The organism is Streptomyces sp. ISL-11, assembly GCF_018614525.1.
Classification (GTDB): Bacteria; Actinomycetota; Actinomycetes; order Streptomycetales; family Streptomycetaceae; genus Streptomyces.
Genome location: NZ_JAGGOL010000095.1, coordinates 1 through 26,442 on the forward strand (window position 1 = coordinate 1; position 26,442 = coordinate 26,442).

Annotated in this window: 17 protein-coding genes; 11 read left to right on the forward strand and 6 right to left on the reverse strand. The window is 72.6% G+C overall.

All coding sequences use genetic code 11. The features are described 5' to 3' along the window. Positions 1-7: 7 nt before the first annotated feature. Both cysC and J7E86_RS20020 read right to left on the reverse strand, forming a co-directional pair. The gene (gene cysC, locus J7E86_RS20015) at positions 8-559 is read right to left on the reverse strand and encodes an adenylyl-sulfate kinase (protein WP_215083086.1); all 552 of its coding nucleotides are present in this window, start codon (positions 557-559) and stop codon (positions 8-10) included. 14 nt (positions 560-573) lie between these two features. Next, positions 574-1,308, reverse strand: coding sequence for a sulfotransferase family protein (locus J7E86_RS20020; protein WP_215083087.1), 735 nt, complete (start codon positions 1,306-1,308; stop codon positions 574-576). Between the two features lie 355 nt (positions 1,309-1,663). Between J7E86_RS20020 and J7E86_RS20025 the strand changes: the two genes are divergently transcribed. The 11 genes from J7E86_RS20025 to J7E86_RS20075 all read left to right on the forward strand — a co-directional run bounded on the left by J7E86_RS20025 (position 1,664) and on the right by J7E86_RS20075 (position 13,809). Next, on the forward strand, positions 1,664-1,828 hold the full coding sequence (locus tag J7E86_RS20025) for a lysine biosynthesis protein LysW (protein ID WP_087929928.1): 165 nt from the start codon (positions 1,664-1,666) through the stop codon (positions 1,826-1,828). Further along, positions 1,825-2,712 (forward strand): lysine biosynthesis protein LysX, encoded by an 888-nt coding sequence (lysX, locus tag J7E86_RS20030; protein ID WP_215083088.1) that lies wholly within the window; start codon positions 1,825-1,827, stop codon positions 2,710-2,712. The genes J7E86_RS20025 and lysX overlap by 4 nt, the downstream gene beginning before the upstream one ends. Beyond that, the gene (gene argC / locus J7E86_RS20035) at positions 2,700-3,737 is read left to right on the forward strand and encodes an N-acetyl-gamma-glutamyl-phosphate reductase (protein WP_215083089.1); all 1,038 of its coding nucleotides are present in this window, start codon (positions 2,700-2,702) and stop codon (positions 3,735-3,737) included. The genes lysX and argC overlap by 13 nt, the downstream gene beginning before the upstream one ends. 72 nt (positions 3,738-3,809) lie before the next feature. Beyond that, a complete protein-coding gene (locus J7E86_RS20040) occupies positions 3,810-4,682 on the forward strand; it encodes a [LysW]-aminoadipate kinase (RefSeq protein ID WP_215083090.1) in 873 nt (290 codons plus the stop codon). Next, complete coding sequence (locus J7E86_RS20045) at positions 4,679-5,833, forward strand: M20/M25/M40 family metallo-hydrolase (protein ID WP_215083091.1); 1,155 nt, start codon at positions 4,679-4,681, stop codon at positions 5,831-5,833. Before J7E86_RS20040 ends, J7E86_RS20045 begins: the two co-directional genes overlap by 4 nt. After that, the gene (locus tag J7E86_RS20050) at positions 5,833-6,681 is read left to right on the forward strand and encodes a transketolase (protein ID WP_215083092.1); all 849 of its coding nucleotides are present in this window, start codon (positions 5,833-5,835) and stop codon (positions 6,679-6,681) included. The genes J7E86_RS20045 and J7E86_RS20050 overlap by 1 nt, the downstream gene beginning before the upstream one ends. Then, positions 6,678-7,664, forward strand: a complete 987-nt coding sequence (locus J7E86_RS20055) for a transketolase family protein (protein ID WP_215083093.1) — start codon at positions 6,678-6,680, stop codon at positions 7,662-7,664. The genes J7E86_RS20050 and J7E86_RS20055 overlap by 4 nt, the downstream gene beginning before the upstream one ends. 79 nt (positions 7,665-7,743) lie before the next feature. Next, positions 7,744-12,144, forward strand: coding sequence for a non-ribosomal peptide synthetase (locus J7E86_RS20060; protein WP_215083094.1), 4,401 nt, complete (start codon positions 7,744-7,746; stop codon positions 12,142-12,144). Beyond that, a complete protein-coding gene (locus tag J7E86_RS20065) occupies positions 12,144-12,413 on the forward strand; it encodes an acyl carrier protein (protein ID WP_215083095.1) in 270 nt (89 codons plus the stop codon). The genes J7E86_RS20060 and J7E86_RS20065 overlap by 1 nt, the downstream gene beginning before the upstream one ends. Before the next feature lie 8 nt (positions 12,414-12,421). After that, positions 12,422-13,198 (forward strand): thioesterase II family protein, encoded by a 777-nt coding sequence (locus J7E86_RS20070; protein WP_215083096.1) that lies wholly within the window; start codon positions 12,422-12,424, stop codon positions 13,196-13,198. After that, entirely contained in the window at positions 13,192-13,809 is a 618-nt protein-coding gene (locus J7E86_RS20075; RefSeq protein WP_215083097.1) for a LysE family translocator, read from the forward strand. The genes J7E86_RS20070 and J7E86_RS20075 overlap by 7 nt, the downstream gene beginning before the upstream one ends. Before the next feature lie 65 nt (positions 13,810-13,874). Here J7E86_RS20075 and J7E86_RS20080 read toward each other — a convergent pair whose 3' ends face one another. The 4 genes from J7E86_RS20080 to J7E86_RS31650 all read right to left on the reverse strand — a co-directional run bounded on the left by J7E86_RS20080 (position 13,875) and on the right by J7E86_RS31650 (position 26,287). Further along, a complete protein-coding gene (locus J7E86_RS20080; RefSeq protein ID WP_215083098.1) occupies positions 13,875-14,225 on the reverse strand; it encodes a VOC family protein in 351 nt (116 codons plus the stop codon). A 119-nt stretch (positions 14,226-14,344) separates the two neighbouring features. After that, entirely contained in the window at positions 14,345-15,676 is a 1,332-nt protein-coding gene (locus tag J7E86_RS20085) for an MFS transporter (protein WP_215083099.1), read from the reverse strand. A gap of 13 nt (positions 15,677-15,689) precedes the next feature. Then, a complete protein-coding gene (locus tag J7E86_RS20090; protein WP_215083100.1) occupies positions 15,690-22,937 on the reverse strand; it encodes a non-ribosomal peptide synthetase in 7,248 nt (2,415 codons plus the stop codon). Further along, positions 22,937-26,287 carry a non-ribosomal peptide synthetase gene (locus tag J7E86_RS31650; protein ID WP_215083101.1) on the reverse strand — a complete coding sequence of 1,117 codons (3,351 nt, stop codon included), beginning with the start codon at positions 26,285-26,287 and terminating at the stop codon, positions 22,937-22,939. The genes J7E86_RS20090 and J7E86_RS31650 overlap by 1 nt, the downstream gene beginning before the upstream one ends. Between the last annotated feature and the right edge of the window lie 155 nt (positions 26,288-26,442).

Sequence of the window (26,442 nt, forward strand, 5' to 3'; positions counted from 1 at the left end):
CGAACACTCACAGCAGCCCCCTCTCTCCCAGCAGCGCGTACAGGGCGTCCGCCGAGTCGTCGATGCTCAGTTCGTGCGCCGCGATCCGCGCGTCCGGGTCCACGGGCATCTCGTACGGGTCGTCGACCCCCGTCAGCCCGGAAATCTCCCCCGCCGCCTGCTTGGCGTACAGGCCCTTCACGTCCCGCACCGAGCACACCTCCACCGGCGTCGCCACATGCACCTCCACATAGCCGATGCCCTGCTTCCGGTGGCGCTCGCGCACCGCTTCCCGGGCGTCCGCGTAGGGGGCGATCACCGGGACCAGGACCTTCACACCATGCGCTGCCAGCAGCTGGGCCACGAAGCCGATCCGCTGCACGTTGGTGGACCGGTCCTCGCGGGAGAAGCCCAGACCGGCCGAGAGGAACTCGCGGATCTCGTCCCCGTCCAGCACCTCCACCCGGTGCCCCTCACCGCGCAACCGCTCCGCCAGCGCACGCGCGATCGTCGTCTTCCCGGCGCTCGGCAGGCCCGTCAGCCAGACGGTCGCCCCGCTCGCGCCGTCCGGCGTGCTCATCGCCGCTCCCGTGTTCACACGGCCAGCCGGTGGGCGCGGAGCTTCTCGTAGAACGGCAGGTGGTGCTCCAGGTAGCCGCCGAGGACGGGGTGCGTCGTGACGTCGACGTCGTGCGTGCGCCGCTCCGCGGTGAACCCGCTGCTCGTGCTCACGTCGGAGTGCCAGCGCTCGCTGGGCTGCCATTCCTTGCGGGACTCGGGCTGCCAGTTGAGGGCCTTCTCCAGGTAGGGGATGGAGACGGCGCGCGAGTACGCCTCCACGACGGCTTCCGGCTTCTCGATGAGGTCGTTTCCGTCGATGACCACCGGCACGCGGCCCGTCGCCTCCCAGGCCGCCTGGAAGAGCTCGTACTGGGCCTCGAAGCCGATCTGGTGACGCCGCACGTCCGGGTTGATGGCGTGGTACGAGGCGATGGTCTCGACGGGGTGCCGGATGATGAAGGTGTGCACGGCGTCCTCGGTGAGGAAGCGCCGGTCGTCGAGGACGCCGGCGTAGCGCTCGTCGGTGGTGTCCTTGAAGAACAGCGGTGACCGTGCGGCCATCCCCCGCATGGCGGCGAGGAGTTCCTCCTCGGTGCGGCGCTGCGCGCCGTCGACCTCCACCTGTCCGAATTCGGCGAGGTAGGAGAACGGCTCGTGCAGCACCTGGAAGTCGCCGCGCTCGCACATCATGCGGAAGAACGCGGTGGACCGGCTGCGCGGTGCGCTCCACAGCGCCAGGATCTTCGGTCGGGCTCCGAGGTCGCTCACAAGAATTTCCCTCCACGGATTCCACGGATTCCACGGGCTCCGCAGATCTAGCGGGCCGGCTCGCGGCCGGTGGGCCGCTGCGGGGGCCAGCAACGCACGGCCCGCCGAGCGGTGTAAAGGCCGGAGCGGCCCGGCGCGGCAAAGAGCGACGGGGTGTCGACGTGGCGTCGATCCGGTGGGGACGCGTGTCGACACACGTTGTGCTCGGCGCGGTGGGGGGTCAACGGAGTTCGGGAGCGCATTCATCACCGCGATGGACGCAGCCCTCGTGGTCGGGCGGATCTACTGTCCAGCGATCCAGTGGAGGCCGGAGCCCGGACGACAGGTCCGGGCGGTCTCGGAAGGGAACAGCCAAATGGTCATCTGCCCCGAGTGCGAGAGCTCCGTGGCTCTCGCCGAACCCCCCAAGGTCAACGAGATCATCGAGTGCGGGGACTGCTCCAGCGAGCTGGAGGTCCTCACGGTCGATCCCCTCCAGGTCGCTCTGGCCCCCGACGTCGAAGAGGACTGGGGCGAGTGACCGCCGCCACGCGCCCGGCGCCCGCGGCGCCGTTCGCCGTCGTCGCCTCGCGGCTGCGCGCCGATGAGAAGCGCGTTCTGGAGGCCCTCGAACGCCGCGGGCTGCCGTATGAGTTCGTCGACAGCCGGGCGTTGTGGCGGGTGCTCCAGCAGTCGGGCACGCCCTGGCCGTTCGTGCTGAACCGCGAGATCGGCCAGGCGCGTGCCCTGTACGCGGCGCGGGCGCTGGAGGCGGCCGGTGCGACGGTGGTCAACTCGGCGCGGGCGATCGACGTGTGCGGTGACAAGTACCGCACGTCGGTGGCCCTGCGCGACGCCGGGCTGCCGACGCCCCGTACGGCGCTCGCGCTCACTCCCGAGGCCGCGCTGGACGCGCTGGACGCCATCGGCTATCCGGCGGTGGTGAAGCCGCTGACCGGCTCGTGGGGCCGGCTGGTGTCGAAGCTGCCGGACCGGGAGACGGCGGAGACGGTGATGGAGTACATCGCCGCGCTGCCGTCGCCGGTGTCGCACATCGTCTACGTCCAGGAGCTCATTCCCAAGCCGGACCGGGACATCCGGGTCGTCGTGGTGGGTGACGAAGCGCTGGGCGCCACCTATCGCAGCAGCGCCGACTGGCGCACCAACGTGGCCCGGGGGGCGGAGACGCGGAACTGTCCGCTCACGCCCGAGCTGGCCAAGCTGGCGGTCGCGGCCGCCCAGTGTGTGCACGCCGAGATCGCCGGGGTGGACCTGGTGGAGGACACCGATGGCGGCGTCCTCGTGCTGGAGGTCAACCACGGTGTGGAGTTCTCGGGTTTCCAGCGCGCCGTCGGTCCGGACGTTCCGGTGGCCGACCGCATCGTCGATCATCTTATTGCGAGGTCGCAGTCATGCTTCGAGTAGCGGTCGCGGGGGCTTCGGGGTACATCGGCGGTGAACTGCTGCGGCTGCTCATCGGGCACCCGCGGGTCGAGGTCGCCCTGGCCACGTCGAACACCTTCGCCGGGCGCCGGGTGGACGGTCCGCATCCGAACCTGCGGGGCCGTACGGACCTGTCGTTCGCGGGCCACGACGCGCTGGAGGAGCGCGCGGGCTCGTACGACGTGCTGTTCCTGGCGATGCCGCACAAGCAGACCATGGGGCGGATGGCCCGGTACCTGGAGCTGGCCGGCACGGTCATCGACCTGTCCGGCGACTTCCGGCTGCGGGACGCCGAGGTCTTCGCCGACTACTACGAGACCGGGCACACCGCCCCCGCCCTCCTCGGTTCCTTCACCACCGGGCTGCCGGAGTGGCACCGCGACGAGCTGCGTTCCAGCGACCGGATATCGGTGCCCGGGTGCATGGCGGCGGCGGGGATCCTGACGGTGCGTCCGCTGGCCGAGGCCGGGCTGATCGACGGTTCGGTGGACATCGACGCGCGCACAGGGTCCAGCGGTTCGGGGGTCTCGGCGGGGTCGTCGAACCTGCACGCCGAGCGCAGCGGCGCGATGCGGCTGTTCGCGCCGACCCGGCACCGGCACGAGGCGGAGATCGCCCAGGCGACGGGGCTGCCGGTGCGGATGACGGCGACCGGCGTGGAAGCGGTGCGCGGTGTGCAGGTGCTGTGCCGGGTGCGGCTGGCGGAGGGGACGCGGGAGGCGGACGTGCGGTCGGCCTATCGCAAGGCGTACGCGGACGAGCCGTTCGTCCGCGTCGTGGCGCACAAGCGGGGGGCGTACCGGCTGCCCGAGCCGAAGATCCTCGCCGGTTCGAACTTCTGTGACGTGGGGTTCGCGGTGGACGGGGACGGAACGCGCGCCTCGCTCGTCGGGGCGCTCGACAACCTGGTCAAGGGCGGGTCGGGCAATGCCGTGCAGTGCCTGAACGTGCGCTTCGGCTGGCCGGAGGAGACCGGCCTGGAATTCACCGGTCTGCACCCGAACTGACCACCCGCCGAACCATCCGGCTGACTGACCCCTCACTGACCAAGTCGAGGCCAAGCGAGGCAGGGGACGAGAATGCAAGAGACCATCGTGGTCAAGTGCGGTGGCAATGCCGCCGTCGACCCGCTGGCGGTGTGCGAGGACATCGCCGGGCTGACGCGCGAGCGGCGTCCCGTCGTGCTGGTCCACGGCGGTTCGGCCGACATCGAGAGCCTGGCCGCCCGGATGGGTGTGGCGTCGCACCGCCTGACCGCTCCCGACGGGGTGTCGGCCCGCTACACCGACGAGGCGACCCTCCAGGTCGTGCACCTGGCGCTGGCGGGGCTGGCCAAGCCCCGGCTGCTGACCGCGCTGGCCTCGGCCGGAGTGTCCGCCGTGGGCCTGACGGGCCTGGACGGCGGGTTGCTGCGGGCGCGGCGCAAGACCGCGCACCGGGCGGTCGTGGACGGGCGGCGGATCGTGATCCGCGACGACCACAGCGGCCGGATCACCGAGGTGAACGCCGCGTTGCTGCGGACCCTGCTGGCCGCGGGTCATGTGCCGGTGGTCTCGCCGCCGGCGACGGCCGAGGACGGCCGTCCGGTGAACACCGACGCCGACCGGGCCGCGGCCGCGGTCGCGGCGGGCCTGGGCGCGGCCACGCTGGTCCTGCTCACCGGGGCGCCCGGGGTGCTCGCGGACCCGGCGGACGAGGACTCGGTGCTGCCGGTGTGCGCGGTGGCGCCCTCGGGGACGCCGCCGTTCACGGGCGGCGGGATGGGTCTCAAGCTCGTCGCGGCCCGGGAGGCGTTGCAGGGCGGTGTGGGCCGGGTGCTGATCGCCGACGGGCGGCGCCGCGATCCGGTGCGGGCCGCGCTCGACGGGCGGGCCACCGAGGTGGTGCTGGACGACACGCCGGCCGGATCCGCGCCGGACGCCGCGGGCAGCGCGATCGGAGCCGGGCGATGACGACGGAGACTTCCTACGAGAACGCCGGGTGCTCCGGCGCGCGTTCGGAGCCGTACGCGATCGGGCTGCTGCGCAGCATGCTCCAGATCTCCTCGCCGTCCTACGGTGAGGGCAGGCTCGCCGCTCATCTGGTGGGCGTGATGCGGGAGATGGGCTTCTCGGCGTACGTGGACGAGGCGGGCAACGCGGTCGGGGAGATCTCGCGCGGGGCCGGGCCGACGGTGATGCTGCTGGGCCACATGGACACGGTGCCCGGTGACATTCCGGTGCGCATCGACTGCGGCCGGCTCTACGGCCGGGGCGCGGTGGACGCCAAGGGCCCGCTGGCGGCGATGATCTGCGCGGCGGCCGACGCGGTGGACTTCCGCGGCCGGATCGTGGTGGTCGGCGCGGTGGAGGAGGAGACCCCGCTGTCGCGGGGCGCGGTGCACATCCGCCGTACCCACCAGGCGCCTGACGCGCTGATCATCGGTGAGCCCAGCGGCTGGCAGACGGCCGTCATCGGCTACAAGGGCAAGCTCGACCTGCGCTACCGGGTGGAGTGCGCGCCGACGCATCCCAGCAACCCGGTCCCGAAGGCGTCGGAGCTGGCCTGCGCGGCCTGGCCGGTGCTGCTGGAGCTGCTGGGCCCGCAGGCCGGGCACGGCGGGTTCGACGTGCCGGGGGCGACGCTGGTGTCGATCCGCGGTGATCTGACCGAGGCGGAGGCGGAGTTCGACATCCGTACGCCGCCGGGTTACGACGCGCAGGGGCTGGTGGAGCGGCTGGCCGAGCTGCTCCCGGGCCGGCTGGAGGTGGTCAACTCGGTGGCGGCGTGCCGGGTGAGCCGTACCGACCCGGTGGTGCGGGCGCTGTCCGGTGCCATCCGGGCGCAGCAGGCGCGGCCGGTGATGAAGGTGAAGACCGGTACCTCCGACATGAACACGCTGGCGGAGGAGTGGGACGTCCCGATGGCCACGTACGGCCCCGGTGACAGCCGGCTCGACCACGCCGACGACGAGCACATCGCGCTCAGTGACTTCCTGCGCGGCATCGACGTGCTGACCCACGCGCTCCAGGAGCTGGGCGAGCGCCTGGGCCCCCGGCATCAGCTGTCGCTGGTGCCGTCCCTTCCGGCCCGGCCGGCACCTCGTACGGACGGTGGATCGTGATGACAGTGACGGCGGACGGGCGGACGCTCCCGGAGCACGCCCAGCGGGTCCGGGAACTGATCGTGGACATGTGCGCCAATCCCGAGGGCGGGCATCTGGGCGGGTCGATGTCGCTGGTGGAGATACTGGTGACGCTCTACCACTCGGTGCTGCGCCTCGATCCGGCGGAGCCGGAGGCGCCGGAGCGGGACCTGCTGGTGCTCAGCAAGGGGCACGGGGCGATCGGGCTGTACGCGGCGCTGGCCGAGCGGGGGTTCTTCCCCGAGGAGCGGCTGTCGGCGTACGGCGCGCCGGACAGTGTGCTGACCGCGCACCCCAACCCGGCGGTGCCGGGTGTGGAGATGCCGACGGGGTCGCTGGGGCACGGGTTGCCGCTGGGGGTGGGCTTCGCGCTGGACTTCCGCCTCTCGGGCAGCGATCGCCGGTGCTTCGTGGTGCTGGGCGACGGCGAGCTCCAGGAGGGTTCGGTGTGGGAGGCGGCGATGGCGGCCGCCGCGCACCGGCTGGACCGGCTGGTGGCGGTGGTGGACCGCAACGGGCTGCAGATCACCGGGTCCACGGAGGACACGGTGGGTCTGGAGCCGCTGGCCGACCGCTGGCGCGCCTTCGGGTGGACGGTGCTGGAGGTCGACGGCCACGACACGGAGGCGCTGCGGGCGGCCTTCGAGGGTGCCCCGCAGGTGCCGGGGCGGCCCACGGTCGTCCTCGCGAGCACGGTCAAGGGCAAGGGCCTGCCGTACGTCGAGGGCCAGGCCCGCAGTCATTACGCCCGGCTGGCCGGCCGGCAGCACAAGCGTGCGCTCGCGGTGTTGCGGGCCCAGGGCAGGAGAACGGAGACGACGGCATGACCGTGACGGTTGCCGAGCCGGGGACCCCGGCCGTACCGGCGGAGGTGTCCCCGCGCGCGAACCGGGACGTCTACCGCGACGTCCTGGCCGAGCTGATGCCGGCCGACGAACGGCTGGTGTGCCTGGACAGTGACACGGGCCTGTTCTCGGGCGTGGACTGGGGCACCGCGGCCGGCCGCTACATCAACCTCGGCATCGCCGAGCAGAACCTGATGGGCGTGGCCGCGGGACTGGCGAGGTCGGGGCGCGTCCCGTTCGTCAACACGATGGCCACCTTCGCCTCCAGCCGGGCGGTGGAGGCGGTGAAGCTGGACATCGCGCTCAACAATCTGCCGGTGCGGATCGCCGCCACGCACGGCGGGCTGTCGGCCGGGCACCTGGGGGCGACGCACCACTCGCTGGAGGACCTGGCGGTGATGCGGATGCTGCCCAACATGACCGTGCTGGTGCCGGCGGACGCGGCGTCCGCCGAGGAGCTGGTGCGGGCCTGCGCCGACATCCCCGGCCCGGTGTACCTGCGGCTCGGCCGCGGGGCCACCGAGGACCTCCCGCCCGCCCCGGAGCCGTTGCGGGTCGGGCGGGCGCAGCGGCTGCGCGAGGGCGGCGACGTCACGCTGGTCGCCACCGGCCCCTACCCGGTGCTCGCGGCCCTGGCGGCCGCCGAGGAGCTGGCCGGGGAGGGCGTCGAGGCGGCGGTGCTCAACATGCACACCGTCAAACCGCTGGACGCCGGGGCCCTGACGGAGGCGGCGCGGACGACCCGTGCCGTGGTCACGGTCGAGGAGCACTGGGCGGCGGGCGGTCTGGGCTCGGCCGTCGCCGAGGTCGTCGCCGAGCTGGGCGCGGGCTGCCCGGTGCTGCGGGTGGCGGTGGGTGACACCTTCGCCGCCGGTACGGGCGGGCAGCGGCATCTGCTGGAGCGCAACGGCATCACCGCGGCCGCGGTGGCCGACCGGGCGCGCCGGGCGCTGGCCCGCGGCTGAGACCGCCGGCGCCCGTCGGGCGGCCGGTGGCCGCCCGACAAGAAAGACCGAGTACGCGAGAGAAATGGGAGAGGAACCCGTGACCGATACCGCGCGGGCGGCAGGGCCGTCGGCAGCACGTTTCCAGGAGTTCCCGCTGACGGAGATCCAGTACGCCTACTGGGTCGGCCGGGGGTCCAACTTCGTTCTGGGCAACGTTGCTCCGCATGCCTACTTCGAGCTGGAGGGGCGCCGGGTGGATCCCGAGCGCCTCTCCAGTGCCTGGCGTCAACTGATCGAGCGCCACGACATGCTGCGGGCGGTGGTGGGGCAGGACGGGCAGCAGCGCGTGCTGGCCACCGTCCCGAAGTTCGACGTCCGATGTACCGATGTGCGTTCCGCGTCCGAGGACGAGAGGGAGCGCACGCTGCTGGGCATCCGGGAGGAGATGTCGCACCACGTCTACACGGCGGCCGACTGGCCGCTGTTCGACATCCGCCTGACCCGGCTGCCCGAGCACGACCGGATCCACATCAGCCTCGACCTGCTGATGGTGGACCTGGCCAGCATCACGCTGCTGTTCAGCGAGTGGAGCGCGCTGTGCCAGGACCCCGGGCTGGAACTTCCCCCGGTCGACGTGACCTTCCGTGAGTACGCGCTGGCGCTGGAGCGGGGCTCCGAGGCGCCGCGGCACAAGAAGGCGCTGGAGTACTGGACGTCACGGGCCGAGACGCTCGCGCCGCCGCCCGACCTGCCGCTCGCCAAGTCCCCGGTGAGCGTGTACAAGCCGCGCTTCACGCACCGGGAGTTCCACCTGCCCGAGGCCGAGTGGAAGCGTCTTCAGGCGCGCTGCGAGGAGCGCGGCCTGACGCCCACCGCGGTGCTGGCCACGGTCTTCTCCGAGGTGCTGGCCGCCTGGAGCGGCACGCGGCGCTTCACCCTCAACCTGACGCTGTTCAACCGGCTGCCGCTGCTGCTGACCGAGGACGGCGCCGGCCACCGATCGGTCCACCCCCATCTCCGCCGCGTGGTCGGCGACTTCACCTCGATCTGTCTGCTGGAGGTGGACGCCGCCGGCGGCCGGCCGCTCCTGGAGCGGGTCGAGACCACCCAGCTGCAGCTCCAGCGGGACCTGCGCCACCGTCACGTCAGCGCCCTGCAGACGCTGCGCGAGCGCCGCCGCCGGGGCCTGCAGAGCGGCTTCGAGACGATGCCGGTGGTCTTCACCAGCGGCCTGGGCACCGCGTCCGACGTCTCGGGCGCCATGGACTACTTCGGCGACATCTCCTACCGGGTCAGCCAGACCCCGCAGGTGTGGCTCGACCACCAGGTCGTCGACATCACGGGGTCGCTGGACCTGACGTGGGACTGCGTGGAGGAGCTCTTCCCCGAGGGCCTGCTGGACGACATGTTCGCCACGTACTGCGGCCTGGTCGAGCGGCTCGCCTCCGACGACGCCATGTGGGCCGAGGAGCTGAGCGTCGCGCTGCCCGCCCACCAGCTGACCGGGCGCGAGCGGGCCAACGACACCACCGGCACGCTGCCCGCCGGCCTGCTGCACGAGCCGCTGCTGGACGCGGCCGCCGCGCACCCGGAGCGGACCGCCGTGCTGACCAGCACGGAGAGCGTGACCTACGGTGAGCTGGCCGACCACGCCGAGGCCGTCGCCCGGCTCGTCGGCGAGCACACCGGCCCGGGCGCGCGGGACCGGCTGGTCGGCATCACCCTGCACAAGAGCCCCGCCCAGGTCGCCGCCGCGTACGGCGTGATGATGGCCGGCGGCGCCTACCTGCCCGTCAACGCCGGGCTCCCCGCGCAGCGGCGGGAGCGCATCCTGGCGGATGGCGAGGCCCTGGCCGTCGTCACCGACCGGGAACTGGACGCCGGGCTGGAGTGGCCGCAGGGCGTGCCGCGCGTCCTCGCCGACCGGGTGGGGGGCGCGGTGAGCGGTGCCCGGCACGCGTCCGGCCCCGCCGCGCCGGAGGACCTGGCGTACGTCATCTACACCTCGGGCTCGACCGGCGCCCCCAAGGGCGTGATGATCGAGCACCGGGCGGCGCTCAACACCGTCGTCGACATCAACGAGCGCTTCGGCGTGGGCCCGCAGGACCGTGTCTTCGGCCTCGCCGACCTGGGCTTCGACCTGTCCGTCTACGACCTGTTCGGCACCTTCGCCGCGGGCGCCACGCTGGTGCTGCCCGACCCGGACATGCGCTCGGAGCCCTCTCACTGGGCCAAGCTGATGGGCCAGTACGGGGTGACGGTGTGGAACTCCGTGCCGGCCCAGATGCAGATGCTGGTGGAGCACCTGGAGGCCGGTGGCGAGATACCCGACGCGCTGCGTCTGGTGATGCTCAGCGGCGACTGGATCCCGGTCGACCTGCCCGACCGCATCCGCGCCCTGTGGCCGGACGCGGAGGTCATCAGCCTGGGCGGCGCCACGGAGGCGTCGATCTGGTCGATCTCCCACACGGTGGGCGAGGTCCCGGCGGGCGCCAAGAGCCTGCCGTACGGCACCCCGCTGCGCAATCAGACCTTCCACGTCCTGGACACCCACCTCGACCCGTGCCCGGTGTGGACCGCCGGCGAACTGCACATCGGCGGCACGGGCCTGGCGCGCGGGTACTGGGCCGACGAGGAGCGCACGGCCGCGAGCTTCATCCGGCACCCGCGCACCGGCGAACGGCTCTACCGCACGGGCGACTTCGGCCGGTACCTGCCGGACGGGTCGATCGAGTTCCTGGGCCGGCGGGACGGGCAGGTCAAGATCAACGGCCATCGGGTCGAGCTCGGCGAGATCGAGTCGACCCTCGCCCGCCACCCGGGCGTCGACAGCGCCGTCGTGGTGAAGTCCTCCGACGACCGCGGGGCCGCCCGCCTGCTGGGCTACGTCGTGCCCGTGAAGGAGGACGACACGCTCTTCGTGACCGAGCGCGCCGACTCCGAGGTGAGCGGCGGGCAGTGGCGGGCGCTGTGCGGCACGGCCGGCCGGCCCGCGCAGGGTCCGGGCCCCGACGAGCTGCGGACCGCCTGGGACATGCTCAACGAGGTGTACCTCACCGCCGCGGCCGCGGCCTTCCGGTCCTTCGGGCTGCCGCACTCCCCCGGTGAGCCGTTCGACCCGGCGGCCCTGCGCGGCGCCGGTGTCGCGCCCCGCTACGAGCGCTGGCTCGCCCGGGCCGTGGCCGGCCTGGAGAGCGGCGGATACCTGCGGCGCGTGGAGCCGACGGGCCTCCAGGTGGCACGGGAGCTGCCCGCCGAGCTCCCCGCGGAGCTGGCCGGGCGCGCCCGCACGGTCCTCAAGGACGTCCTGGGCATCGCCGAGGACGTCAGTGACTGGATGCTGTCCCTCGCCGGCGACCTGGCCGGGGTGCTCACCCAGAGCATCCACTCGGCCGAGCTGTACGCCTCGGACCGCACCCCCGGCGTCTACGCACGGCTGTTCGGGCCGACGTACGCGGCCGCGACCGACGCCGTGCGCGCGATGACGGAGCAGTGGCCGGCCGACCGGCCGCTGAACGTCCTGGAGGTCGGCTCCGGCTACGGTTCGCTGACGCAGCACCTGCTGCCGCTGCTGCCGGCCGAGCGCACCGAGTACGTCTTCACGGACATCTCCCGCTACTTCACCGACCGGGCGCAGTCGGCCTTCGACGCCTACCCGTTCGTACGGTACGAGCTGTTCGACCTCGATCTGCCGCCGGAGACCCAGGGGTTCGAGAACCACTCGGCGGACCTGGTGATCGCGGCGAGCGTGCTGCACGACATGCGGCAGATCCGGCGCACCCTGCACAGCCTGCGCTCGGTGCTGGCGCCCGGCGGTGTGCTGCTGCTGGTCGAACAGACCACCTTCCACCCGTGGTTCGATCTGGTCATGGGCCTTCAGCAGGGCTTCGACAACTTCGAGGACACCGATCTGCGCACCGGTCACTGCCTGCTGGACCGTGCCCAGTGGCAGCGGGAGCTGGCGGCCGCCGGGTTCACGGACGCGGAGGTGCTCACCACCTCCGGCGGGCCGGCGTCGGTGGGCTTCGACGTGATCGTCGCCCAGGGTCCGTCCGTACGCCGCCGGTTCGCGCCCGACGAGCTGCGCTCGTTCGCCGCGCAGCACCTGGCCAAGCACATGCTGCCCGCCCAGCTGTTCGCGCTGGACGAGATGCCGCTGAGCGGCACCGGGAAGGTGGACCGCGCGGCGCTGGCCAAGGCGGGGGCGCGCAGCTCGATGCGCGGCCGGCCGGCGAGGCCGCCGCGTACCGACCGGCAGCACAAGCTGGTCGAGCTGTGGCGCGAGGTGCTGGGCCTGAACAAGGTCGATCTGGCCGACGACTTCCTGGAGGCGGGCGGCGACTCCCTGCTCGCCGCGCGCCTGGTGGCCGGCATCCAGTCGGCGTTCGGTGTCGCCGTGCCGGTCGGTACGGTCCTTCAGTACACGACCGTCGAAGCGCTCGACGGATACCTGGAGCAGCTGCTCGGCCCGTCCGAGCTCATGCCGGAGGACAAGTGATGAACAACGTGATACCCCCGCTGACCCAGGAGCGGGTCATGGACTGGCTCGTGGAGTTCCTGGCGGAGATCCTCGACATCGCCCCGCGGGAGATCGACCCGACCACGCCCCTGGACCACCTGGGCGTCGACTCGGCCACCACCCTGGTGATCTGCGCGCGGCTCCGCGAGGACCTGGGCGTCCAGGCCCGCCCCAAGGACGTCCTGGAGCACTTCACCACCGACGCCCTGGCCCGGCACCTGACCGGCGCCCTCCCGGCAGGGGTGTGAGGCTCCCCATGCACACTGTCGCGTCGCCCCGCTGGCTCATCGGCGGGGCGCCGCGTCCGGCCGCCCCCAAGCTCTACTGCTTCGCGCACGGGGGCGGTTCGGCCGCGGAATACTTTCGCTGGGCCCGTGAACTGCCGGGCGCGCACTTCCAGGCCGTCCAGCTGCCCGGGCGGGGTGCCCGGGCCGCCGAGCCGCCGTTCACGTCGATGGACGCGCTGGTCGAGGCGTTCCTCGCCGAGGTGCCGCTCGGCGCGGGCGGTGCCCCGTACGCCTTCTTCGGGCACAGTCTCGGCGCGCTCGTCTCGTACGAGATCGCCCGGGGGCTGCGCGCGGCGGGCCGCCCGCTGCCGTCCCGGCTGGTCGTGTCGGGCTTCCCGGCGCCTCATCTGCCGCGGGCGGTCGAGCCGTTGCACCGGCTGCCCGACGACGAGCTCATCGACGCGGTGGCGCGGGTCCACGGCGGCATCCCGGAGGAGGTCCTGGCCTCGGCGGAGCTGCGGGCGCTGACGGCGACCGCGCTGCGTGCCGACTACCAGGTGCTGGAGACCTACACCTGGCGGGCCGAGGAGCCCCTGGACGTCCCCGTCACCGTCTTCGGCGGACGGGACGACCACGTCACGGCCGAGCAGCTGGAGGCGTGGCGGGAGCTGACGACGGCGGAGGTGAGCGTACGGCGGTTCCCCGGCGGTCACTTCTATCTGCGCGAGCAGCCCGCCGCCGTCCTGCGGGCGCTCGCCGGTGCGCTCCGGCCGGTTCCCGCCGGGGGCGGGGGTGCCCCGTGCTGACGTTCGCCGCGGCTTCCCTGGTCCTGATCATGATCCCGGGCCCGGACCAGGCCCTGATCACCCGTAACGCGCTCTCCGGCGGGCGGGCGGCGGGGCTGCTCACCATGGTGGGCGGGGTGCTGGGGCTGAGCGTGCACGTCGCGGCGGCCTCGCTGGGCATCTCGGCGCTGCTGATCGCCTCGGCGACGGCGTTCACCGTGCTGAAGATCGTGGGCGCCGGGTATCTGGTGTGGATGGGCATCGCGACGCTGCGCAGCGCCCGGCTGACCCGGTCGCGGGCGGCGGAGGACGGCGAGGAGGAGGCGTCGGCGCGGGACCGGAAGTACCTGCGGCACGGCTTCCTGTCCAACTCGCTCAACCCCAAGGTCGCCCTGTTCTTCGTGACGTTCCTGCCGCAGTTCCTGCCGGCCGGGGAGAGCGTGCTGCCCAACGCCCTGCTGCTGTCGCTGGTGTTCGCGGTGATCTATCTGCTCTGGTTCAGCGCCTATGTGATCCTGGTCGACCGGCTCGGCAAGGTGCTGCGGCGCCCGCGGGTGCGGGCCCGGATCGAGCAGGTCACGGGGCTGCTGCTGATCGGCTTCGCGGCGCGGCTGGCGCTCCAGTCGCCCTGATCCGCCCGCGTGCGCACGAAGGGGCCCGGCCGTGATCGGCCGGGCCCCTCGTCGTGGATGCCGGGTCAGTCGCGTTCGCCCGTCACGCAGAACTCGTTGCCCTCCGGGTCCGCGAGGACGGTGTGGCTCTCGTGCTCGGACAGGACGCGGGCGCCGAGGCCGGCCAGCCGCTCGATCTCCCGGCTCGCCGAGCTGTCCTCGCCCGGGCCCAGGTCGAGGTGGACACGGTTCTTGCCGGCCCGCTCCTCCGGGACGCGCATGAAGTACAGGTGCGGTCCGCCGTCGGGGTTGCGGACCACGGCCTCCTCCGCGCTGGACCAGTCGGCCGCCTCCCACCCGGTGGCCGCCGCCCAGAAGCCGGCGAGCTTGCCGGCGTCGGCCGCGTCGATCACGACGTTCTGGAGCTGGATACCCATGATCTTCCGTTCTCTCGGATTGCCTGCGACCACGCCCCCGGGCGCACCGGGGGAACAGGCCGGATATTACGCGCGCGCCGCCCGGCCCCGACGGCGTGGCGCCGGGCGTCGCGCCGTCCTCAGTGGGCCTCGCCCGCCTCCACGGCGGGCGGGACCGGGGCCTGTCCGGTGTTCCCGCGCCCGTCGTCCGGCACCACCTCGGACAGGTCCCGCAGCCGCGGCAGCGGGGAGCGGGCGAGGAAGACCAGGGCGGTGAGCGTGCCCAGGCCGACCACCACCAGCGTGGCCCGCAGCCCGATCAGGCCGCCGAGCCAGCCGCCGAGCAGCGCGCCGAGGGCGGCGGTGCCGGTGACGAGGAAGCGGTAGCCGGCGTTCGCCCGGCCCAGGATCTCCGAGGGAACGGCGGTCTGGCGCAGGCTCATCACCTGGATGTTGCTGATGACCACGCCCATGCCGTTGATGAGCAGGGCCAGCCCGACCACGACGGCGCTGAGGACCCGCCCGCCGCCGGCCGCGGGGATGAGCAGCGGCGCGGCGCAGGCGATCACCATCGTCACCATGATGGTGGGGCCGATGCCCCAGCGGCGCCCCAGCCGTCCGGCGACCAGGCTGCCCAGGAAGGCACCGATGCCGGTCATCGCCATCACCACGCCCAGGACGACCGGGCTGAAGTGCAGTTCGCGCGTCAAGTACAGGATGAGCACGGCCCACAGGCCCTGGTTGAAGAGGTTGTACGTGGCGGCCTCGCCCGCGATGGCCCGCAGGTAGGGGTTGCGGCCCACCAGGCGCAGGCCGGTGCCGATGCGGGAGACCACCGAGCCCTCGGCGGCCGTCGAGGCGGGAGCCGCCTCGGGGCGGCGGATGAACAGCAGGGATATCGCGGAGACGAGGTAGGTACAGGCGTTGATGAGGACCGCGGCGGGCGCGGTGACCAGCCCGACGAGCACACCGCCCAGGCCGGGCCCGCTCGCCTGGGCGAGCGAACGGCTGCCCTCCAGCTTGCCGTTGCCCTCGATCAGGTGGTCGCGGCCGACGAGCGACGGTATGTACGCCTGGTAGGCGAGGTCGAACAGGACGGTGAGCGTGGCGGCGAGGAAGACGATGGCGCTCAGCAGCCCCACGCCCATCACGTCCAGGGCGGTGAGGAGCGGGATGAGCCCGAGGATCACCGCCCGGCCGAAGTTGGCGCCGATCATGATGGGGCGCCGTCTGCTCTGGTCGATCCACACCCCGGCGAGCAGGGTGAACAGCATGTAGGGGGCGAACTGTGCGGCGTTGATGACGCCCATCTCGAACGGTGTGGCGTCCAGGGTGGTGGCGGCCAGCAGCGGGATCGCCAGCAAGGAGATCTGCGCGCCGAACATCGACAGGCTCTCGGCGGACCAGAATTTCAGGAAGTCCGCGTCCCGCCACAGTCCCCGCGGCCGGTCGTCGGCGCGTGCTTCGCCCATGTCGTCCGTGTCCTCACTTCTCGTTGCCCAGGACCCGCCGCAGCGTTCGCGCGAGCGTCGGCAGGTGCGGGTGCTGGAGCATGGTGTGGTGGGTTCCCGGCACCACATGGTGGTCCAGGCCGCCGGTCGCGAAGGCCCGCCACCGGCCGACCTGATCATCCAGCTCCGCACCGGCGCTCAGCAAGGTGATCCGGCCGTCGTACGGGGTGGGCCGATGCGTATGGTAGGCCCGGGAGTTGGCCAGGAACACGGCGACGCGGGTACGGACCTCCTCGCGCACCCCGGCGGGGATCAGCCCGGCGCGCTCCAGCTCCGGCAGGAGGGCGTCGATCCGCTCTCCGGCGGGGAGGGTGCTCAGCCGCTCCACGTCCAGTGCGGGCGGCTCGGCTCCCCGCAGGCCGGCCAGGTCGTGGACGAAGGCCGCCAGCAGCTCGGCCTCGCCGGGTGCCTCGGCGGCCTGCGGCGGGAACCCGGTGTCGAGCAGGGCCACCGTGGCCACCTCCTCGCCCTCGGCCCGCAGCCGGGCGGCCATCTCCAGGGCCACGGCACCGCCCAGCGACCAGCCGCCCAGGTGGTACGGGCCGGCGGGCCGCACCCGGCGCACGGCGGCCAGGTAGGTGTCGGCGAGCGCGCCCAGGTCCGGCGCGTCCCCGGGCCCGGCGCCGTGCAGCCCGGGGTGCTCCAGGGCGTGGACCGGTGTGTTCGCGTCGTCGAGGAGGCGGGCGAGCGGCACGTACGGTACGACCGTGCCGCCCACCGCGTGCACGAGGAAGAGCGGCGGTCCGTCGCCGCCGGCCCGCAGGGTCACCAGCGGTGAGTCACCGGCGCCCGGTGCGGCGGCGTGCTCGTCGATCGCCCGGGCCATCGACTCGACCGTGGGTGCGGCGTAGAGCGCCCGCACGTCGAGGAGGACGCCGAAGGACTCCCGTACCGCGAAGCGCAGGCGGATCAGGTCCAGGGAGCTGCCGCCCAGGTCGAAGAAGCCGTCGAGCGCGCCGACCCGGGCGGCGCCCAGGGTCCGGGCCCAGAGGGGTGCGAGCGCCCGCTCGGTGGGGGTGCGGGGCTCGATGAAGGGGGCACCACTGGCCAGTTCGGGGGCCGGCAGCGCCTTGCGGTCGACCTTGCCGTTGGCCGTCAGGGGTATCCGCTCCAGCGGCACCACCACCGCCGGCACCATGTAGTCGGGCAGTTCGGTGCCCAGGTGCGTGCGGAGCCGCGCGGGCAGGTCGGCGCCGGCCTCCGGGGCGGGCACGACGTAGCCGATCAGGCGTCGCCCGTCGTCGGTGCCGTGCACGGCGGTGAACGCGTCGGTGACCTCCGGGTGCGCGGCCAGCGCCGCGTCGATCTCGCCGGGTTCGATACGGAAGCCGCGGATCTTCACCTGCTGGTCGATGCGGCCCAGGTATTCCAGGGTGCCGTCGGGCAGCCGCCGCGCCAGGTCGCCGGAGCGGTACAGACGGCCCGGACCGCCCGAGAACGGGTCGGGCACGAAGCGCTCCGCGGACAGGTCGGGCCGTCCCAGGTAGCCCCGGGCCACGCCGGGGCCGCCCACCCACATCTCGCCCGGCACACCGGCCGGTGCGAGCTGCCCGGCCCGGTCGACGACCCACACCGACAGGTCACGGATCGGCACACCGATCGGACCGGGCGAGCGGGTGAGGAGTTCCCGGTCGAGCGGGCAGTAGGTGACGTGCACGGTCGTCTCGGTGATGCCGTACATGTTGACCAGCCGGGGCGTGTCCTCGCCGTGCCGGTCGAACCAGCGGAGCACCGAGTCCACGTCCAGCGCGTCACCGCCGAAGACGACCGTGCGCAGTGCCAGGTCCGCGCCGCGCTCCTCGTCCACGGCGACCAGCTGCCGGAAGGCCGCGGGCGTCTGGTTCAGGACGGTCACCCGCTCGCGCTCCAGCAGGTCGTAGAACGCCTCGGGCGAGCGGCTCTCCCAGTACGGCACGACGACGAGCCGGCCGCCGTGGGCGAGGGCGCCCCACAGCTCCCAGACCGAGAAGTCGAAGGCGAAGGAGTGGAAGAGCGTCCACACGTCCCGTTCGTCGAAGCCGAACCAGTCGTGTGTCGAGCGCAGCAACCGGACGACGTTCCCGTGCGGGACCATCACGGCCTTGGGCCGGCCCGTCGATCCGGAGGTGTAGATGAGGTAGGCGAGGTCTTCGCCGCCGGCGGGTACCGGCTCCGGGGCCGGGCCGGCGTCTCCGGGGTGCCCGCCGTCGAGGGGGACACGCTCGTACGGGCCGTCGGGCAGTTCCACCCCGTCCTGGGCGAGCACGACCCCGACGCCGGAGTCCTTGAGCATGTACGCGAGCCGCTCGGCCGGGTAGCCGGGGTCGAGCGGTACGTACGCGGCGCCCGTCCGCAGGATGCCCAGGATGCCGGCGACGAGGTCGGCCGAGCGCTCGCCGCACAGGCCCACGAGGTCGCCGCGGCCCACGCCCCGCGCCCGCAGCCGGGCCGCCAGGGCCCCGGCACGGTCGTCGAGTTCGCGGTAGCCGATCCGTGTCCCGCCGTCGACGACGGCCACCGCGTCGGGCCGCAGCCGCACCTGCTCGGCGAACAGCTCGTACAGCGAGACGTCGGAGGGGAACGTCTCCTGGGCGGCGCTCCAGGCCGCCAGCCGGTCCTGTTCCGGTCCGGTGAGGAGGGTCAGCCCGCCGATGGGCGCGTCGGGGGTGCGCACGGCCTGTTCCAGCACCGTGCGGAAGTGGTCGACCAACCGCTCCACGCGGTCGTGGTCGAACAGCTCGGTGGCGTACTCCAGTTCCAGGGCGACGCCGCCGTCCGCCGTCTCGCTCGCGCTGACCGCGAGGTCGAAGCGGGCCCGGGTGCCGGTGGTCCCGACGTACTCGCCGGGCGTGGAGCCGAGCCGGAAGGGCACGTCGGCCGCGTCGGCGGCCTGGAGGGTGAGGCTGATCTGGAAGAGCGGGTTGCGGCCCGGGACGCGCTCGGGCTTGAGCGCGTCGACGACCATCGTGAACGGCACGTCCTGGTGGTCCAGGGCGCCGAGCACGGTCTCCTTGCAGCGGCCGACCAGCGCACGGAATGTGGGATCGCCCGCTGTGCTGGTGCGCAGGACGAGGGTGTTGGCGAACAGCCCGACGAGGGGCTCGACCTCGGAGTGCGTACGTCCTGAGAACACCGAGCCGATGGCCAGGTCGTCCTGACCGGTGTACCGGGACAGCACGGTCAGCAGGCCCGCCTGGAGGACCGCCAGCAGCGACGCCTGCTCGCTGCGGGCGAGGTCGCGCAGCCCGTTGCCCAGGGAGGCGGGGAGCCGGTGCTCGACGACGGCCCCGGTCTGCCGGGGCGCGGCGGGGCGGGGGCGGTCGGTCGGGAAGTCCAGGACCGGAAGGTCCGCCAGGGTGCGCCGCCAGTAGGACAGCTGGTCCTCCAGGGCGTCGCCGGTCAGCCGGTCGCGCTGCCGGGCGGCGTAGTCGGCGACCTGCACGGGAAGCGGGGGCAGATCGGTGCCGGCGTAGAGCGCGGCGAGCTCCTGGCCGATGATCCCGGTCGACCAGCCGTCGGTGACGATGTGGTGGAGGTTCATCAGGAGGACGTGGTCGGTGTCGGCCAGGCGCAGCAGGCTCGTCCGCAGGAGCGGCCCGGCGGCCAGGTCGAAGGGGCGTACCGCCTCCTCCTGCGCCAGTTGTCGGACGCGCTCCTCCCGTACCGGCTCCGGCTGGGCGGACAGGTCGGTCACCGGCAGCGGCCACGTGGTGGGCGCTTCCTCGACGACCAGGTGCGGCTCCTCGCCCTCACCCGAGAAGCGGGTCCGCAGCGCCTCGTGCCGTACGACCAGCTGCCGAAACGCCTCGCGCAGGGCATCCGCGTCGAGGGGGCCGCGCAGGCGCAGCGCGAACGGCATGTTGTAGACCGGGGATTCCGGGTCGAGCTGGTGCAGGAACCACAGCCCTTCCTGCTGGTACGAGGGTACGAGCCGCCGCCCGTCACGGGGCACGGGGACGATGCGGTCGGCGTCAGCGACGTCCGGGGTGGTGGCACGCTCCTGGTCGATGCGTGCGGCGAGGTCGCGCAGGACGGGATGGACGAAGAGGGTGCGCGGCGCGAGGGACGCGTGGAAGGTGTCGCGGATGCGGGAGATGAGGCGGGTGGCCTGGAGCGAGTTGCCGCCCAGGTCGAAGAAGCTGTCGTGGATACCGATGGAGGCCAGGGGCACGTCCAGCAGGCCGTGCCAGATCCCGGCGAGGCCGCGTTCGGTGGCGGTGCGCGGCGGAACGCCTGGGGACTCCCCCGCCGCCTGCGGGGCCGGGAGCCGGGCCTGGTCGAGCTTGCCGCTGGGGGTCAGCGGCAGCGCGTCGATCACCATGACCTGGGACGGGACCATGTGCAGCGGCAGCCGGTCCATCAGCTCCGCGCGGATCATGTCGGCGTCGACGGCACCGGCCGCGGTCGGCACGACGTAGCCGGTCAGCCGGGCGGCCGGGGTGCCGGCGTCGTGCACGACGACGGTGCCCTGCCGGACTCCTTCACAGCCGGCCAGGGCGTGTTCGATCTCGCCGGGTTCGATGCGCAGTCCCCGGATCTTGATCTGCCGGTCCGCACGGCCCAGGAATTCGAGATTGCCGTCCTCACGCCACCGCACCACATCACCCGTGCGATACATCCGCTCACCGGACGCCGAGAACGGATCCGGCACGAACCGCTCCGCCGTCAGATCCGGACGCCCCAGATAACCCCGCGCCAGACCCACACCGGCGATGAACAACTCACCCGGAACACCGACCGGCACCGGCTCGAACGTGGCGGCATTCAACACGTAGGCACGGTGGTTGGCCATCGCACGACCGATCGGCGGCGACGCCGTCAACCCACCCCGCGGGCAGAGGTAATCCACGCAAGCGACCGTCGCCTCGGTCGGACCATAACCGTTGTGGAATTCACGCCTCTCATTCGACCACCGGTTCACCAACTCCGCCGGAAACGCCTCCAGACCCACGAACAACGCCCGCAAACCCGACAACGACTCCGGATCCAGCAACCGCAACACCGCCGGCGGCACATCCGCCACCGACACCCGCTCCCGTATCAGCAGCTCCTGCAACGCATCCGGATCCAGCAACGTCTCACGACGAGCGCCGACGACCGTCGCACCCGAGCCGAGCGCACCGTAGAAGTCGAAGATCGAAACGTCGAACGCCGGATTGGCGAACTGCAACAACCGGTCACCGGGACGAATACGGAACAAATCCCGCGCATTGAGAACGAAGTTCACCGCCGCCCGGTGCGACACCATCACCCCCTTCGGCGCACCCGTCGAACCCGACGTGTAGATCAGGTAGGCCAGGTTCTCCGGCTTCGCTCCGCTGGAGAGGGGTGTGTCGGGGGTGTCTGCCAGGCGTTGCGCGGTGGCGGGGTCGTCGAGGCACACGCGGGGCATGTCCGTCGGGAGTGCCGTGGACAGTGCCCGGGTGGTCACGACCACGCGCGTGCCCGCGTCTGCCAGCTGGCCGACCAGGCGTTCCGCGGGGTGCTGGGGGTCGAGCGGCAGCCACGCACCGCCCGCCTTGAGCACGGCCAACTGCGCCACCGGCAGCTCCGTGCCACGCTCCAGCAGCACCCCCGCCACCACGTCCGGACCCAGCCCGAAATCCGAACGCAGGACACGGCCCAGCCGATTCGCCTCCGCGTCCAACTGCCCGTACGACAGCTCCGCGCCCTCGAAACGCACCGCCGGCGCCGAACCGTCCGCCGCCACCCACCGCTCCACCACCTCGTGCAGCAGCGACCCGCCCTCATCGCGCGTGACGGGTTCGGGGTTCCATCCGCGCAGCAGCTGGCCGCGCTCCTCCGCGTCCAGGAGGTCCAGCTCGCCCAGCCGGGCGTCCGGGCCGGTCACTGCCTGCTGCAGGACCGTACGGAAATGACCGGCCAGCCGCTCCATCCGGGCCCGGTCGAACAGCTCCGTCGAGTACTCGATGACGAGGTCCAGGCGGCCTTCCGGCGCCTCGATCACCGTGACGCCGAGGTCGAAGCGGGAGCTGATCTCGTGGGAGTCGAGGGCGTCGGCCCCGACTCCCGGCAGCCCGAAGCCGCGGCCGCTGGTGGCGGCGGCCTGGAGGGTGAGGCTGATCTGGAAGAGCGGGTTGCGGCCCGGGACGCGCTCGGGCTTGAGCGCGTCGACGACCATCGTGAACGGCACGTCCTGGTGGTCCAGGGCGCCGAGCACGGTCTCCTTGCAGCGGCCGACCAGCGCACGGAACGTCGGGTCACCGGCCGTGCTGGTGCGCAGGGCGAGGGTGTTGGCGAACAGCCCGACGAGGGGCTCGACCTCGGAGCGCGTACGTCCTGAGAACACCGAGCCGACCGCGAGGTCGTCCTGACCGGTGTACCGGGACAGCACGGTCAGCAGGCCCGCTTGGAGGACCGCCAGCAGCGACGCCTGCTCGCTGCGGGCGAGCTCGCGCAGCCCGTCCCCCAGCGTCGCGGGCAGGCTCGCCTCGAAGGTGGCGCCCGAGGACGTCGGCTCCACCGGGCGGGGGCGGTCGGCCGGGAAGTCCACGACCGGCAGGTCCGCCAGGGTGCGCCGCCAGTAGGACAACTGGCCCTCCAGGGCGTCCCCGGTCAGCCGGTCGCGCTGCCACGCCGCGTAGTCGGCGGCCTGGAGGTCGAGGGCGGGGAGCTGCTGGCCCTCGTAGAGCGCGGCCAGGTCCTGGACGATGATGCCCGTCGACCAGCCGTCGGTGACGATGTGGTGCAGGCTCAGCAGCAGGACGTGGTCGGCGTCGGCCAGCCGCAACAGGCCGGTCCGCAGGAGCGGTCCGGCGGCCAGGTCGAAGGGGCGTACCGCCTCCTCCTGCGCCAGCTGCCGGGCGCGCTCCTCCCGTACCGGCTCCGGCAGGCCGGACAGGTCCGTCACCGGAAGCGGCCAGGTGCCGGGGGGCGCTTCGAGGAGCATGCGCGGTTCCCCGTCCTCGGCGGGGAAGCGGGTCCGCAGCGCCTCGTGCCGTGCGACGAGGCCCCGGAACGCCTCGCCCAGTGCCGCAACGTCCAGCGGGCCGCGCAGCCGCAGCGCGAACGGCACGTTGTAGACGGGGGAACCGGGCTCCAGCTGGTGCAGGAACCACAGCCCTTCCTGCTGGTAGGAGGGTACGAGCCGCCGGCCGTCGCGAGGGACCGGGGTGACCCGGTCGGCTCCGGCCTCCGCCGCGCGCTTCTGCCGCAGCCGCAGGGCCAGCAGCGCGCGCCGCTTCTCCTCGATCGTCGTCTGTCGGGTCACGGAGTCGGTCATCAGGCTTCCTCACTCAGCAGACGGTCCAGCTCCTCCTCGGACAGCCCGGCGATCTCCGCCTCCAGGTCCGTCTCCTCCGTGGCGGCCGCCGCGAGCTCCTCCCCGATGCGGGTGGCGAGGTCCCTGAGCACCGGGTGGACGAAGAGCAGGCGCGGTTCGAGGGAGACGTGGAAGGTGTCGCGGATGCGGGAGATGAGGCGGGTGGCCTGGAGGGAGTTGCCGCCCAGGTCGAAGAAGCTGTCGTGGATACCGATGGAGGCCAGGGGCACGTCCAGCAGGCCGTGCCAGATCCCGGCGAGGTCCCGCTCGGTCGCGTCGCGCGGCGGAATGTGGGTGCGGGCCGTTCCCTCCTGCGGCGCGGGGAGCCTGGCGTGGTCGACCTTCCCGTTGGGGGTCAGCGGCAGCGCGTCGAGGGCGATCAGCTGGGCGGGGACCATGTGCTGGGGCAGCCGGTCCATGAGCCCGGTGCGCAGCTCCTCGACGTCCAGGTCGTGCCCGGCCTCGGCGACGGCGTAGGCGATCAGGCGGGCCTCGGGGGTGCCGGGGCGGTCGACGGTGACGATCGCCTGGGCGATGCCGGGGCTGGTGGTCAGGGCGTGTTCGATCTCGCCGGGTTCGATGCGCAGTCCCCGGATCTTGATCTGCCGGTCCGCGCGGCCCAGGAATTCGAGGTTGCCGTCCTCACGCCACCGCACCACATCACCCGTGCGATACATCCGCTCACCGGACGCCGAGAACGGATCCGGCACGAACCGCTCCGCCGTCAGATCCGGACGCCCCAGATAACCTCGCGCCAGACCCACACCGGCGATGAACAACTCACCCGGAACACCGACCGGCACCGGCTCGAACGTAGCGCCATTCAACACGTAGGCACGGTGGTTGGCCATCGCACGACCGATCGGCGGCGACGCCGTCAACCCACCCCGCGGGCAGAGGTAATCCACGCAGGCAACCGTCGCCTCGGTCGGACCATAACCGTTGTGGAATTCACGCCTCTCATTCGACCACCGGTTCACCAACTCCGCCGGAAACGCCTCCAGACCCACGAACAACGCCCGCAAATCCGACAACGACTCCGGATCCAGCAACCGCAACACCGCCGGCGGCACATCCGCCACCGACACCCGCTCCCGTATCAGCAGCTCCTGCAACGCATCAGGATCCAGCAACGTCTCACGACGAGCGCCGACGACCGTCGCACCCGAGCCGAGCGCACCGTAGAAGTCGAAGATCGAAACGTCGAACGCCGGATTGGCGAACTGCAACAACCGGTCACCAGGACGAATACGGAACAACTCCCGCGCATTGAGAACGAAGTTCACCGCCGCCCGGTGCGACACCATCACCCCCTTCGGCGCACCCGTCGAACCCGACGTGTAGATGATGTACGCGAGGTGATCGGGGTGGGTGTCACCGGCGGGCGGCGCATCCGAGGTCCCGGCCGGCCGGTCGTGCGGCTCCGGGTCGTCCAGGCACAGCCGCGGCACGTCCGGTGGGAGTGCCGACGCCAGCGCGCGGGTGGTCACCACCACGCGCGCCCGGGCGTCGGCGATGTAGGAGGCGAGGCGTTCCGCGGGGTGCTGGGGGTCGAGCGGCAGCCATGCGCCACCAGCCTTCAGCACCGCCAACTGCGCCACAGGCAACTCCGTGCCACGCTCCAGCAGCACCCCCGCCACCACATCCGGACCCAGCCCGAAATCCGAACGCAGGATGCGACCCAGCCGGTTCGCCTCCGCGTCCAGCCGTTCGTACGACACCTCCGCGCCCTCGAAACGCACCGCCGGCGCCGAACCGTCCGCCGCCACCCACCGCTCCACCACCTCGTGCAGCAGCGACCCGCCCTCGTCCCGCGTCACCGGGACCGGGTTCCATCCGCGCAGCAGTTGACCGCGCTCCTCCGCGTCGAGCAGTCCCAGCTCGCCCACCCGCGTGTCCGCGTCCGTCACGGCCTGCTCCAGGACCGTACGGAAGTGGCCGACCAGCCGCTCCATCCGGGCCCGGTCGAACAGCTCCGTCGAGTACTCGATCCAGACGCGCAGTCCGCCGTCCGCGGCCTCGTTGACCTGGAAGGCGAGGTCGAAGCGTGAGGTGCCGTTCTCGACCGGCACCGGCTCGACGACCAGGTCGCCGAGGCCGAACTCGCCGACCATGGCGCCGGTGAGGAGGGTGAAGCTGATCTGGAACAGCGGGTTGCGGCCCGGTGTGCGCTCCGGGCGGAGTTCCTCGACGAGGGTTCCGAAGGGGACGTCCTGGTGTTCCATCGCACCCAGGACGGTGCGCTGGCAGCGGGCGACCAGTTCGCGGAACGTGGGGTCGCCGGCCGTGCTCGTGCGCAGGACGAGGGTGTTGGCGAAGAAGCCGATCAGCGGCTCGACCTCGGAGCGCGTACGGCCGGAGAACACCGAGCCGACGGCGAGGTCGTCCTCTCCGGTGTAGCGGGAGAGGACGGTCAGGAAGGCGGCGTGGAGGACGGCGAGCAGGGAGACGCGTTCGCCGCGCACCCACGCGCGGAGGGCCGCGCCGAGTTCGGCGGGCAGGTCCAGTTCGAGTTCGGCGCCCGTCCAGGTGGGGTGGGTGGGGCGGGGGCGGTCGGTGGGGAAGTCGATGGCGGGTACGCCGTCGAGGGTGGTGCGCCAGTAGTCGATCTGCGTGCGCAGGCCGTCGCCGGAGAGGCGCCGGCGCTGCCAGGCCGCGTGGTCGGCGGGCTGCACGGCGAGTTCGGGGAGGTCGCCGTGGCCGGTGCCGTAGAGGGCGGCGAGTTCCTGGGTGACGATGCCCACCGACCAGCCGTCGGTGACGATGTGGTGCAGGCAGAGCACGAGGATGTGCTCGTCGGCGGCCAGGCGCAGCAGGTGGGTGCGGAAGACCGGGCCGTTCTCCAGGTCGAAGGGGGCGCGGGCGTGGGATTCCACGAGGGCGTGGGCGCGGTCGTCGCGTTCCGCGCCGGGCGGGCCGGAGAGGTCGGTCACCGGCAGGGGCCAGGCGGTGGGCGCGTCGTCGACGATCTGGTAGGGCACGCCGTGTTCGGAGCCGAAGCGGGTGCGGAGCGCCTCGTGGCGGGTGACGAGGCCGCGCAGGGCGTCGGCGAGGGCTTCGGTGTCCAGGGTGCCGCGCAGACGCAGGGCGAAGGGCACGTTGTAGACGGGCTGGTCGGGTGCCAGTTGGTGCAGCAGCCACAGGTGGCGCTGCTGGTCGGAGACCTGGAGCCGGCCGGTGCGGGGCACGGGGGCGATCCGGTTGCGTTCCGCCGCCTCGGCGCGCTGCCGGCTGAGTTTGGCGTCCAGGAGCGCGCGTTTGATGTCGGAAAGACTGGCCGTCCCGGTGGGGTTGTCGCCCGGTCCCGTCATGCTCATTCCTCGATCCCTTCGAACCTTGTCCCGCCGGTCCCGCGAACCGGTCGTGCGATCCGGTGCCGTGGGAGGACGACCCTGGATCCAGACGCTAATGAACCGGCCGGGGACGGCGCGTCCACACGGGTGTGGAGCCTGTGCCCCCGCGTGTG

Bases quoted from the DNA above. Each gene is read 5' to 3' on its own strand.
- cysC (WP_215083086.1), bottom strand. From the start codon at position 559: ATGAGCACGCCGGACGGCGCGAGCGGGGCGACCGTCTGGCTGACGGGC.
- J7E86_RS20025 (WP_087929928.1), top strand. From the start codon at position 1,664: ATGGTCATCTGCCCCGAGTGCGAGAGCTCCGTGGCTCTCGCCGAACCC.
- argC (WP_215083089.1), top strand. From the start codon at position 2,700: ATGCTTCGAGTAGCGGTCGCGGGGGCTTCGGGGTACATCGGCGGTGAA.
- J7E86_RS20040 (WP_215083090.1), top strand. From the start codon at position 3,810: ATGCAAGAGACCATCGTGGTCAAGTGCGGTGGCAATGCCGCCGTCGAC.
- J7E86_RS20045 (WP_215083091.1), top strand. From the start codon at position 4,679: ATGACGACGGAGACTTCCTACGAGAACGCCGGGTGCTCCGGCGCGCGT.
- J7E86_RS20050 (WP_215083092.1), top strand. From the start codon at position 5,833: ATGACAGTGACGGCGGACGGGCGGACGCTCCCGGAGCACGCCCAGCGG.
- J7E86_RS20055 (WP_215083093.1), top strand. From the start codon at position 6,678: ATGACCGTGACGGTTGCCGAGCCGGGGACCCCGGCCGTACCGGCGGAG.
- J7E86_RS20065 (WP_215083095.1), top strand. From the start codon at position 12,144: ATGAACAACGTGATACCCCCGCTGACCCAGGAGCGGGTCATGGACTGG.
- J7E86_RS20070 (WP_215083096.1), top strand. From the start codon at position 12,422: ATGCACACTGTCGCGTCGCCCCGCTGGCTCATCGGCGGGGCGCCGCGT.
- J7E86_RS20080 (WP_215083098.1), bottom strand. From the start codon at position 14,225: ATGGGTATCCAGCTCCAGAACGTCGTGATCGACGCGGCCGACGCCGGC.
- J7E86_RS20085 (WP_215083099.1), bottom strand. From the start codon at position 15,676: ATGGGCGAAGCACGCGCCGACGACCGGCCGCGGGGACTGTGGCGGGAC.
- J7E86_RS20090 (WP_215083100.1), bottom strand. From the start codon at position 22,937: ATGACCGACTCCGTGACCCGACAGACGACGATCGAGGAGAAGCGGCGC.
- J7E86_RS31650 (WP_215083101.1), bottom strand. From the start codon at position 26,287: ATGACGGGACCGGGCGACAACCCCACCGGGACGGCCAGTCTTTCCGAC.